General features: G+C 68.4%; 8 protein-coding genes. 1 reads left to right on the top strand and 7 read right to left on the bottom strand.

All coding sequences use genetic code 11. The features are described from left to right. Nucleotides 1-81: 81 nt before the first annotated feature. The gene (locus ACWCPN_RS14145; RefSeq protein ID WP_451205388.1) at nucleotides 82-822 is read left to right on the top strand and encodes a class I SAM-dependent methyltransferase; all 741 of its coding nucleotides are present in this window, start codon (nucleotides 82-84) and stop codon (nucleotides 820-822) included. Between the two features lie 173 nt (nucleotides 823-995). Here ACWCPN_RS14145 and ACWCPN_RS14140 read toward each other — a convergent pair whose 3' ends face one another. The 7 genes from ACWCPN_RS14140 to ACWCPN_RS14110 form a co-directional block, all read right to left on the bottom strand. Continuing rightward, nucleotides 996-2,117 (bottom strand): ABC transporter ATP-binding protein, encoded by a 1,122-nt coding sequence (locus ACWCPN_RS14140; RefSeq protein WP_451205385.1) that lies wholly within the window; start codon nucleotides 2,115-2,117, stop codon nucleotides 996-998. A 13-nt stretch (nucleotides 2,118-2,130) separates the two neighbouring features. Beyond that, nucleotides 2,131-3,192 (bottom strand): ABC transporter ATP-binding protein, encoded by a 1,062-nt coding sequence (locus ACWCPN_RS14135; RefSeq protein WP_451205383.1) that lies wholly within the window; start codon nucleotides 3,190-3,192, stop codon nucleotides 2,131-2,133. Between the two features lie 15 nt (nucleotides 3,193-3,207). After that, nucleotides 3,208-4,185 carry an ABC transporter permease gene (locus ACWCPN_RS14130; RefSeq protein WP_451205380.1) on the bottom strand — a complete coding sequence of 326 codons (978 nt, stop codon included), beginning with the start codon at nucleotides 4,183-4,185 and terminating at the stop codon, nucleotides 3,208-3,210. 99 nt (nucleotides 4,186-4,284) lie between these two features. Continuing rightward, entirely contained in the window at nucleotides 4,285-6,093 is a 1,809-nt protein-coding gene (locus ACWCPN_RS14125; protein WP_451205377.1) for an ABC transporter substrate-binding protein, read from the bottom strand. A 103-nt stretch (nucleotides 6,094-6,196) separates the two neighbouring features. Continuing rightward, nucleotides 6,197-7,243, bottom strand: coding sequence for an ABC transporter permease (locus ACWCPN_RS14120; RefSeq protein ID WP_451205374.1), 1,047 nt, complete (start codon nucleotides 7,241-7,243; stop codon nucleotides 6,197-6,199). A gap of 403 nt (nucleotides 7,244-7,646) precedes the next feature. Next, on the bottom strand, nucleotides 7,647-9,554 hold the full coding sequence (gene typA / locus ACWCPN_RS14115; RefSeq protein ID WP_451205371.1) for a translational GTPase TypA: 1,908 nt from the start codon (nucleotides 9,552-9,554) through the stop codon (nucleotides 7,647-7,649). 230 nt (nucleotides 9,555-9,784) lie between these two features. After that, nucleotides 9,785-11,974, bottom strand: a complete 2,190-nt coding sequence (locus ACWCPN_RS14110; protein ID WP_451205368.1) for an ABC transporter family substrate-binding protein — start codon at nucleotides 11,972-11,974, stop codon at nucleotides 9,785-9,787. Nucleotides 11,975-12,123: the final 149 nt, after the last annotated feature.

Genomic DNA, 12,123 nt, shown 5'->3' with positions numbered 1-12,123 from the left:
AAAAGGCATATAAAACTCACGCCGCGCGGTGGATTCCGCGATCCCCTTACTGATCGGCGGATCAGCAGGCAGACTCACGGCATGGTCGATCGCGTATTCGCCGACATGGAACTCGCCTCGCTGTACGACAGGTTGAACACCTGGGGCCCCTCCGACGACTTCTACCTGGGGCTCGTCATGGAGGCGGAGACGGTCCTGGACGTCGGATGCGGGACCGGCCGGCTGCTGCGCGGCGCCCGGGACGCGGGGCACCGGGGCCGGCTCACCGGCATGGATCCGGCCGCCGCCATGCTCGTACAGGCGCGTCGGGCCGAGCCGGCGGTCGAATGGGTGCTCGGGGACTTCGCGACGCACCGCTGGGAGGGGGCGTTCGACCTGGTTGTGATGACCGGTCACGCCTTCCAGGAACTGCTCGGCGACGAGGACGTGCGCGGTTGTCTGCGCGGGGTCCGGCGGGCCCTCGCCGAGGGCGGCCGGTTCGTCTTCGAGACGCGCAATCCGGCGGCCCGCGCCTGGGAGCGCTGGACGCCGGAGAAGGTGTACGAGATCCCCGACGGGGACGGCGGCCTCGTGAAGGTGTGGCACGACGCCGAGCCGGCCCCCGTCGGGGACCGGCTCGGATTCACTGAGACCTATGCGGGCGCCCGGTGGGACCGGCCGCTGGTGTGCCGCAGCACCCTGCGGTTCCTCGGCACCGACGCCCTGGACGGCTTCCTCGGCGAGGCCGGACTGGCCGTCGCCGAGCGCTACGGGGACTGGCGGCGGGGACCACTGACCCCCGCCGGCCCCGAGATCATCACCGTGGCCCGGGCGGCTTCCTAGGCCGTGTCCGCAATGTCGCGTCGTTCGCCCGCAGGGCGGGCGTTGCGGCGTCCGGTGCGTGCTCTCGGCGTGCCGGCCGGATGTCCTCGTACCGGGTGTACTCGGGCTTCCGGCCGGTGCGGCGAGAGTGCGTGCCGGACGTCGCGACGCAGGCGTGACTTCGCGGACGCGACCTAGGCCTCCGGGGTCTCGCTCTCCTCCAGCGCCACCAGCGCCGGGTCCATGACGATGTCCTCGTCACGGGCCTCGGTCGTCGGGTCCTCCGGGAAGTGGCAGGCCGTCAGGTGACCGCCGCGGTTGCCGGAGATCTGCACCAGCGGCGGCTCCTCCGTCGCGCACTTGTCCTGCGCCTTCCAGCAGCGGGTGCGGAAGCGGCAGCCGGACGGCGGGTGGATCGGCGACGGGACGTCGCCGGAGAGCCGGATGCGCTCCCGGTCCGCGGTCTCCGTGTCGACGCCGACCTCCGGCACGGCCGACAGCAGGGCGTGCGTGTAGGGGTGGCGCGGCCGGTTGTAGATCGACTCGCGGTCGCCGACCTCGACGATCTTGCCGAGGTACATCACCGCGACGCGCTGCGAGAAGTGCCGGACCACGGCGAGGTCGTGGGCGATGAACAGGAAGGCGATGCCCAGTTCCCGCTGGACCTCCTGGAGCAGGTTCACCACCTGCGCCTGGATGGAGACGTCCAGCGCGGAGACCGGCTCGTCCGCCACGATCAGCTTCGGGTTCAGGGCCAGCGCGCGGGCGACCCCGATGCGCTGACGCTGACCGCCGGAGAACTCGTGCGGGAAGCGGTTGTAGTGCTCCGGGTTCAGGCCGACGAGCTCGAGCAGCTCTCGGACCTTCTTCTCCCGGCCGCCATCCGGCTCGATCCCGTTGACCTCCATCGGCGACTTGATGATCGAGCCGACGGTCTGGCGCGGGTTCAGCGAGGAGTACGGGTCCTGGAAGATCATCTGGATCTCGGACCGCACGGGCGCGATCTGCCGGCGCGAGGCGTGGGTGATGTCCTGCCCCGCGTAGGTGATCGAGCCGGCGGTCGGCTCCAGCAGCCGGGTGATGAGCCGGCCCGTGGTCGACTTGCCGCAGCCGGACTCGCCGACCAGGCCGACGCTCTCGCCGACGCCGACCGTGAGGTCGATGCCGTCGACGGCCTGCACCGCGCCGACCCGACGCTTGATCGGGAAGCCGCCGTAGATCGGGAAGTGCTTCGTGAGGCCCTTGACCTCGAGCAGCGTCTCCGCCGGCGCGCCGGAGGTGTCCTGCTGTGCGGGGAGGGTGAGGTTGTCGCTCATGTCTCAGTTCTCCCTAGCGCAGCCGGGGCTGGATCTTGTCGATGAAGATGGTCTGCTTCTGCTCGGCCGTGAGGTGGCACGCGGCCGAGCGACCGTCGGCGAGCGGCGGGCGCACCTCCGAGCAGAGGTTGCCCTGCACCTCTTCCTTGAACGCGCAGCGCGGGTGGAAGCGGCACCCGGCGGGCGGGTTGAGCAGCGAGGGCGGGCTGCCGGGGATCGGCGTCAGGTGCTGGTCGAGGTCGCTGTCCAGACGCGGCATCGAGCTGAGCAGGCCCCAGGTGTAGGGGTGCTTCGGCTCGTGCAGCACCTCGCGGACGCTGCCGCGCTCCACGGCCCGGCCCGCGTACATCACCAGCAGGTCGTCCGCCATGTGGGAGATGACGCCGAGGTCGTGGGTGATGAAGATGATCGCGGAGCCGAACTCCTGCTGGAGGTCCTTGAGCAGGTCGAGGATCTGCGCCTGCACCGTCACGTCCAGCGCGGTGGTCGGCTCGTCGGCGATCAGCAGCTCGGGGTCGCACATCAGCGCCATGGCGATCATCGCGCGCTGGCGCATGCCGCCGGAGAACTGGTGCGGGTAGTCGTCGAAGCGGACCTTGGGCTGCGGGATGCCGACCTTCTCCAGCATCTGGATGGCCCGGTCCTTGGCCTCCTTCTTGGAGGCGCCGCGGTGCTTCATGAACGGCTCGGACAGCTGGCGGCCCACCGTGTAGAACGGCGACAGCGCGGTCAGCGGGTCCTGGAAGATCATCGCCATCTTGTTGCCGCGGAGCCGCTCGAGCTCCCGCTCGCCGGCGGTGACGAGTTCCTTGCCGTCGAGGAGGATCTCGCCGTCGATGGTGGAGGTCTGCGGGTTGTGCAGGCCCAGGACCGTCAGGTTGGTGACGGACTTGCCGGAGCCGGACTCGCCGACGATGCCCAGGGTCTTGCCGCGCTCGACGTCGAAGGAGAGGCCGTCGACCGCCTTGACGATGCCGTCCTCGGTGGAGAACTGCACCTTCAGATCGCGCACCGAGAGGAAGCTCTCCGGACCGGTCGGGGCCGACGCGTCCTCGGTCTTGGTCAGTGTGGTCACGGTGGTTCGTTCTTCCTAGGAGAGCCGGACGCGCGGGTCGATCCAGGCGTACGCGATGTCGGTGAGGATGTTGAAGATCAGGATGAAGAAGGCACCGAACAGCATGACGCCCATGGTCTGGGGGAGGTCCTTGTGGATCGCGCCGTCCACGGCGAGGCGACCGATGCCCTGCAGGGAGAAGGTCAGCTCGGTGACGACGGCACCGCCGAGCATGCTGCTCAGGTCGATACCGAGGACGGTGACGATCGGGATGAGCGCGCCACGCCAGGCGTAGCGGAAGAAGACGTACTTGCGCGACATGCCCTTGGCGCGGGCGGTGCGCACGTGCTCCTCGGCGAGCTGCTCGATCATCGAGGAGCGCGCCATACGGGTGTACTGCGCGGTGAAGATCGAGGCCATCACCAGGGTCGGCAGCAGCATGCCGACGAACCAGCCCCAGGGGTCCTGGGTGATGGGGACGTAGGCGGGGTTCTCCATCCAGCCGGTGCTGTAGACGAAGATCCACAGGACGATCGGGCCGAGGAGGTAGATCTGGAACGAGCTGAGCACCATCGAGGCGCCGGTGGCGGCCTTGTCGACGAAGGAGCCGCGCTTGTAAGCGGCGATCATGCCGGCTCCCACACCGACCACGAGGAAGACGACCGCACCGCCGGCGGTGAGCGTCAGCGTGGTCGGGAAGCGGTCCATGATCGTCGACCAGACCATCTCGCCCGAGTAGAACGACTGGCCGAGGCACGGAGCGCTGCAGTGACCGGTCGGGAAGTCACGGCCGACGAAGATGCCGGACATGAAGTCCCAGAACTGCTGGGTGATGGGGAGGTTGAGACCGAGGGCCTGGCGGATGTCCTCCAGCCGCTGAGGAGAGCAGTCCTTGCCACAGGCCAGGGAGGCGTAGTCGGAGGGCGCGGCCACGAACAGGAAGAAGGTGACGGCACCGATGAGGAACAGAGTGACGACGGCACCGACCGTGCGCCGGAGGATGAACTGAAGCATGGCGGGAGGGCTGCTCTCTGCGGAGACGAAAGGGAGGTTTCACGGAGGTGCGGGGACGCGCTCCGCCTGGTGCGCGTCCCCGCGTTCAGCCGTAGAGAGTTACGACTTCTTCAGGTACAGCTGGTTGATGTCGATGAGGCTCGACACCGAGCCGTAGCGGGCGCCGCCCACGTTGGAGCCCGAGAGCTGGAACTGCTTCGTGTACCACAGCGGAGCGGCCGGGACGACCTTCTCCAGCATGTAGTGCTGGGCTTCCTTCCACGTGGCCGCGGCCTCGGTCGGCTTCTGGGACAGAGCCTTCTGGATGAGGCCGTCGAGCTTCGCGTCCTTCACGTGCGAGTAGTTCGGCGAGCCGTCGGCGACCTGCGTGCCGTCGTAGACCGGGGTGACGACGGTCGAGGCGCTCGGCCAGTCCTGGCCCCAGCCCGTGACGTACATGTCGTACGGGTTGTCGAGCTTGCCGATCTGCTCGTAGTAGCTCGCCGCGTCGACCTCCTTGGAGACGACGTTGAAGCCGACCTTGGAGAGGGCGTCCTCGATGGCGACCTTGCGCTTCTGACCGTTCTCGCTGTTGCCGTAGGCGAAGACGACCTTCTTCTCGGCCGCCGGGACGCCCTTGAGGAGCTCCTTGGCCTTCTCGATGTTGCCCTGCGGCGTCTTCAGACGGCCGTAGGGGTCGTACTTGGCCTCGTAGCCCGGCAGGGTCGGGGCGAAGTAGTTCGGCGCCACGTCGCCGCCGTAGACACCGCCCTCACCGGCGATGAGCGACTTGGAGTTGACGGCGTAGGTGATGGCCTGGCGGACCTTCAGGTTCTTCACGTGGTCCAGGTTGAACGACAGCTGCATCACGTAGGGCTGGTAGCCCTTGACCGTGCGCTTGCTGACGGCCGGGTTCTTGATGACGTCCTGGATCTGCGTGGCCTCGACACCGCCGGTGAGCTGGATGGCGTTCTTGTCGTTGCCCTGGTCGGCGATCAGACGCTTGGTCTGGGTCGACTCGGTCACACCGAACTGGAAGTTCCAGCCGTCCACGTACTGGTGGCGCACGGAGTCGGTCTTCGGGTCCCAGTTGGTGTTCTTGACGAGCACCAGGGACTTGCCGTTCTTGTACGACTGGATCTTGTACGGGCCGGTGGCGACCGGGGCCGTGTCGTACTTCTCCTTCGTGTCGTCCTTCTTGGGGACGATGCCGTAGCCGGCCATGGCCAGCGTCTGCGGCAGGTCCGGGCGGGCCTGGTCGAAGTGGAAGACGACGGTCTTGTCGTCCGGGGTGTCCAGGATGGACTTCGGCAGGTGCTTGCCGTCGAAGCCGCCGCCGGGCAGCAGCTCGCGGTACTTGCCCGTGTACTTCTTGCCGGCCAGCCAGTCGTGCAGGTAGGGCGGGCCGTCGAAGATGAACTTGGCGAACTGGCGCTCGACGGTGTGGCGGACGTCGCCGGACGTGATGGCGTTGCCCTTGGCGTCCTTGATGCCGTCCTTGAGGGTGAACGTCCAGGTCTTGCCGCCGTCGGACATCTTGCCCGCGTCGGTCGCGAGGTCACCCACGACCGAGACGCCGCCCTTGCCGTCCTCCTTGAACTGGGTCAGGCGACGGAACAGCAGGTTGGCGACCTGGCCGGCGTCGGAGACGTAGGTCTGGCCCGGGTCCAGGTGCGAGAGGCCCGCCTCCTGGTAGACCGTGATGGTGCCGCCGCTCTGGGCACCGGGGACGTCCTCGGCCGGACCGGTGGAGCCGGCGGCGTCGGCGTAGGTGACCGCCTTCGACTGGACGGAGGCCTGCTGCTGGTCCTTCTTGGAGTCCTGACCGCCGTTGCCCCCCTTGTTCTCGGAGCACCCGGTGAGCACGAGGGAGCCGGCCGCGAAGGCGACGACGATGGCCTGCGCTCTGCGCGAGCTGAACGACTTCATGAGGCGAATGCACCTACCTGTCGGTTGATATTTCCTGAGTACTGCCTGAAGCGGCTGGTAGGCCGACTCGGGGGTGGCAGTCATCCCCCACCGGTTGGACGAACTACCGTCCGGACTTGGGGTCGAACGCGTCCCGCACCGAGTCTCCGAGGAGGTTGAAGGCCAGGACGAAGATCACCAGGGCGAGACCGGGGAAGAAGAGGAACGCCGGGTCCTGCTCGGTGTACTTGGCACCGTTGGCGAACAGCTTTCCCCAGTCCGGGGTCGGCTCGACGAAGCCGACTCCGGCGAAGGACAGGAACGCGATGGTGAGGATGGTGCTGGGCAGCGTGTACGTGAACTGCACCAGGATGGGCGTCACCACGTTCGGGAGGATCTCCTTGCGGACGATCCGCCAGGGCGAGGCGCCGGAGACCTTGGCGGCCTCCACGAACTCCCGCTCACGCAGGGACAGCACGGTCGAGCGCACCAGGCGCGCCATGCCCATCCAGCCGAGCAGCCAGAGCACGATCAGCATCGCCACGGCACGGAGGTACGTGGGGGTCGCCTCGCGCGGGTCCACGAAGAACGCGGTCACCACGGGCATGAAGGCGATGAAGAACAGCTGCTGCGGGAAGGCGAGGAAGAAGTCGGTGACGCGGCCGATCCAGTAGTCGGTCCTGCCGCCGAAGTAGCCGCCGATCAGACCGAGGACGATACCCGTCACCATCATCAGGACCGTGATGCCCACCGCCATGTACAGCGAGGTGCGCATGCCGTAGACCAGCATCGCGAACACGTCGCGGCCGTACTGCGGCTCGACGCCGAACCAGTGCGACCCGGACAGACCGCCGAAGTAGCCGAGCGGCAGACCGAACTCGTCGAGGACCGGGGAGTCCTGGTAGGTCGGGTCCTGGCCGTACAGCGTGTACGGGTCCGTCCCGCTGAGCTTCGTCAGCAGCGGCGCCGCCAGAGCGATGACGAAGTACAAAATCACTATCACCGCACAGATGACACCGGTACGGTCACGCTTGAAGCGCTGCCACATCAACTGGCCGGGAGAGCGACCCTCGAGCTTGGTCTCGCCCTTGGCGGGCGCAGGAGCCGGCTCGAGTTCGGGCTCCAGGGCAACCGACGGCCCGGAGCCTTCAGCCTTGGCAGGACTGGACATGTGAGTTCTTCCCCCGGGGGGTTGGAGAGCTGAGCGCAGCGCAGATACCGGAGAGTTCTGCGGTTTGGGGGAACTTTCGCCAATGCGTTCAACGCGCGTCAAGGGCGGAAGACATAGGGATCTCCCTACCGTCATTATTTTGAGCAAAAATTGCAGAGATCGACACCTGTGCGCGCTTGACATGCCCAAAGGGTTCTCGGCAAATCGGACAGGTTGTGACTTTTTTTTCGTTACATGTCCGAAACTTGACGCGCTTGTCCCCGCTATCCGAACACTCGGTACCGGCGGCTGTCCGGGCGAACCGCTCAGGGAGTCGCTACCCGTGCGGGGTCAGGACATACATGCCGAAAGCCCGGCCCTCCTGACGGCGGAGGGCCGGGTTCTGCGGGCTGGGGCGCCGGCGTCAGCCGTGCTTGGCGCGGCTCGCGGCGCGGGCGCGCTCGCGGGCGTCCAGGTTCACCTTGCGGATGCGAACCGCCTCCGGGGTCACCTCGACGCACTCGTCGTCGCGGCAGAACTCCAGGGACTGCTCCAGCGACAGCTTGCGCGGCGGCACGATCGCCTCGAACGAGTCGGCCGACGAGGACCGCATGTTCGTGAGCTTCTTCTCCTTGGTGATGTTCACGTCCATGTCGTCGGAGCGCGAGTTCTCACCGACGATCATGCCCTCGTACACCTCGGTGCCCGGCTCCGTGAACAGCACGCCGCGCTCCTGGAGGTTCGTCATCGCGAAGGCGGTGACGGCACCGGAGCGGTCGGCGACCAGCGAGCCGTTGTTACGGGTCTGCAGGGGGCCGAACCAGGGCTCGAAGCCCTCGTGGATGGAGTGTCCGATACCCGTACCGCGGGTCTGGGTCAGGAACTCGGTCCGGAAGCCGATGAGGCCGCGGGAGGGCACCACGAACTCCATGCGGACCCAGCCCGAGCCGTGGTTGGACATGTTGTCCATCCGGCCCTTGCGGACGCCCATGAGCTGGGTGACGGCACCCATGTGCTCCTCGGGCACGTCGATCGTCATGCGCTCGACCGGCTCGTAGGTCTTGCCGTCGACGTCCTTGGTGACGACCTGCGGCTTGCCGATGGTCAGCTCGAAGCCCTCGCGGCGCATCTGCTCGACCAGGATGGCGAGCGCCAGCTCACCACGGCCCTGGACCTCCCAGGCGTCCGGACGCTCGGTGTCCAGGACGCGCAGCGAGACGTTGCCGATCAGCTCGCGGTCGAGGCGGTCCTTGACCTGGCGGGCGGTGACCTTGCGGTCCTTGACCGCCGCCTTCGCGTCGGCGCCCTTGCCGGTGCCGCCGCGGCCGACCAGCGGGGAGGTGTTGGTGCCGATGACCATGGAGATGGCCGGCTCGTCGACCGTGATCAGCGGAAGCGGGATCGGGTTCTCCGTGTCGGCGAGGGTCTCGCCGATCATGATCTCCGGGATACCGGCGACCGCGCAGATGTCACCCGGGCCGGCCTTCTCGGCGGGCTTGCGGGTGAGCGCCTCGGTCATCATCAGCTCGGTGATGCGGACGTTGCTGATGGAACCGTCGCGCTTGATCCAGGCGACCGTCTGGCCCTTGCGCAGCTCGCCCTGCTCAACGCGGAGCAGCGCGATACGGCCGAGGAAGTTGTCGGCGTCGAGGTTGGTGACGTGGGCCTGGAGCGGGGCCTCCTCGTCGAAGGTGGGGGCCGGGATGTGCTCCAGGATGGTGGAGAAGAACGGCTCCAGGCTGTCGCTGTCGGACGGGACCGTGCCGTCGTCCGGCTTGGTCAGCGAGGCGACGCCGTCACGGCCGCAGGCGTAGACGATCGGGAACTCGATCTGGTCCTCGTCCGCGTCGAGGTCCAGGAAGAGGTCGTACGTCTCGTTGACGACCTCGTCGATCCGGGAGTCGGGGCGGTCCGTCTTGTTGATGCACAGGATGACGGGCAGGCGCTGCTGGAGGGCCTTGCGCAGCACGAAGCGGGTCTGCGGAAGCGGGCCCTCGGAGGCGTCCACCAGCAGCACCACGCCGTCCACCATCGACAGACCGCGCTCGACCTCACCACCGAAGTCGGCGTGGCCGGGGGTGTCGATGATGTTGATCGTGATCGGTTCCCCACCGTCCTTCGGGTGGTACTTCACCGCCGTGTTCTTGGCGAGGATCGTGATGCCCTTCTCACGCTCCAGGTCGTTCGAGTCCATGACCCGGTCGTCCACCTGGTCGAGCTGGTGGGCGGCGAACGCGCCGGCCTGCTTCAGCATGCCGTCGACGATGGTGGTCTTGCCGTGGTCGACGTGGGCGACGATGGCGACGTTACGGATGTCGTGGCGCGTGGCCATATTGCGGCGTACTCCCGGAGTATGAGGATTGCCCTGCGCGGACGTCTTCTGATGCGCGGGCCCTGCCGGGCTGGACACGCCACGGCCTCACCCCATGGTACGTGGCCCTGCGGGTGAAGGCCTCCGCAGGGCCACGGGGTCGGGTGCCGGACGGCCCGTGTTCACGCTCCGGACGTGCTCAGGTCCACTTTCCGGACGGGTTCCGGTTCACCGGCCGGACGGGCCGGGTCTCACTTCGTGGCGGTCGGGCCGGGCGCGATCTTCGCGCCCTTCTTCAGGAAGCCCATGTCCTCGTAGACCGGCGTCCGGAAGCCGAACGCGCCCGCGTTGACCACGTCCTTGCGCACGCCGACCAGCTCGGGCCGCTGGTAGAGCGGGATGGAGGCGGCCGCGGCCCAGATACGGGAGTCCGCCTTGCGGATCAGGTCGCGCGCCTCGTCCTCGTCCAGCGTCGCCGCGGCCTGGTCGAAGAGCTGGTCGACCTGGTCGGTGCCGACCCGGGTGTAGTTCTGCTCGATGTTCACCGAACCGTCGGCGGCCGGGATCGGCTTGCCGTAGATCGGCCGGGCGTCGGTGGCGGGGAAGGCGGAGGACGGCCACGAGTACAGGGCGAGGTCGTAGTCGCCGGAGGCGATGTGGTCCTTGAAGTAGCTCTCGTCCGAGACCTTGGTGATCGTCGTGCGGATGCCGACCTTCGTCAGCATCGCCGAGATCCGGGCGGCGACGGTGTCCAGCGTCTCGGACCCCGGCCCCGAGGGGAGCACGAAGCGCAGGTCGAGCGCCTTGCCGTCCTTGGCCAGCGGCGCGGTCACGGCGCCGGCCGGGGCGGCGGTGCCCCGCGGGGCGTAGGCGCCCGGCGCGCCGCCCTGCTTCAGGTCCTTGCCGGAGTACTGCCTGCCGTCCTGCGCGAGGTGCTTGCCGCCCTCGTCGCCCTTCTCCCTGCGCTCCTCGGCCGACTCGTGCCCCTTGGCCTTGTCGTCCTCGCCGACGATGTACTCGCCGTCCTTGCCGCCGTCGGACTTCTTCTCCTTGTCGCCCTTGCCGCTCTCGGCGCCGGCCGCCTTCTCGGCCGGCTTCCGCTCCTTCACCGGTCCGCCGGCCACCCAGCCCGCGTCCGTGAGCAGCGCCTGCGCCTCCTTGACGTCCGGGCCGCCCAGGGCGCCGCTGCCGTCGGCGTACGCGTCCTGCCCGGACAGGGCCAGGTGACTGCCGACCGGCACGGCGGGCAGGCCGAGCGGGGTCAGCACGACCTTGGCCAGCTCCTCGCGGTCGAGGGCCCGCGCGACGGCCCGGCGGACCCGCTCGTCGGCGAGCATGCCCCCGGCGCCGTTGAGGGCGAGCTGGGTGTAGGCGGGCTCCAGCGACTTGCGGACGCCGAAGGCGCGCAGTTCCTCCTGCTGCTCCAGGTACCGGGTGATCGCCTTGCGCAGCTTCTTCCTGCCGACCTTCACCTGCTCGGCTTCGAAGCCGTGCGCGAGCGCCCACGACCGCAGCTTGCCCGCGGAGGTCTTGCCGCCGCCCCGCAGCGGGGAGCCGCCCGAGCCGGAGGCCGCCTTGATCCGCTCGGCGTCGGCGGAGTCGATGTCGGCGATCTGCACGGTTCCGTCGGCGAGCGCCGACACCCGCTTGTCGCGGTCCACCGCGTGCAGCACGATCTCGTTCAGCTTGGCGGGGCTGCCCCACCAGCGCGCGTTGCGGGTCAGGACGACGTCCTTCTTGGCGGTGTCGACCTTCTCCACCTTGAAGGGGCCCGCGGTGACGTTCAGCTTCCGGCGGGCGCCGTCGTTGAAGGCGTCCGGGGTGCCCATGACGTCCTTCGGGTACAGCGGGGAGAACAGCGACTTCCAGTCGGCGTAGGGGCGGGAGAAGGTGACCCGGACCTGGAGGTCGCCGGAGCCGCGCTCGATCTTCTCGATGCGGTCGTAGCCGGCGTTGCGGGCGGTCCAGTAGGCGCTGTCCTTGCCGGACAGCGCGCGCCACTGGGCGGCGAAGTCCGCGGCACCGATCTCCCGGCCGTCGCTCCACACCGCCTGCTGGTTCAGCTTGTACAGCACGACCTGGCGCGGCTCGGTCTCGATGACCTTGGCGGACTCCACATAGGCCGGGTTCACCACCGGCCGGCCGTTCGCGTCGGAACGGAACATCGACGGCAGCACCGCCTGCGCGACGCGGGTGGTGCCCGCGTCGGCGTCGGCCTGGTAGGTGTTCAGGGTCTCCGGAACGGCGTCCACGGCCCACTTCAGCGTGCCGCCCTCGGTGACCTTGTCGCGGGCGACGAGGCCGATGTCCTGCCCGGCCAGGGGGCGGCTCGCCTCCTCGTCGGAGCCACAGCCGGCCAGGAGCGGCACCGCTAGGGCGCCCGCGGTGAGGATGGCGGCCGGGCGCAGGACCGCGCGCAGGCCGACGCCGTGGTGGGACATCTCTGCTACCTCCGGGAAGCCGCGGGCGTTATGATCACTTTTGGCGGTATATGGAGCTGATCAGATCTATGCACCCACTGAAGAGGAAAGGATCCGGCAACAGCGAGCGACACGGCGGCAACGGACACGAACCCCACCCGTGCGGCGCA

Source organism: Streptomyces sp. NPDC002386, assembly GCF_053593175.1.
This window is presented reverse-complemented; position numbering and strand designations above follow the sequence as displayed.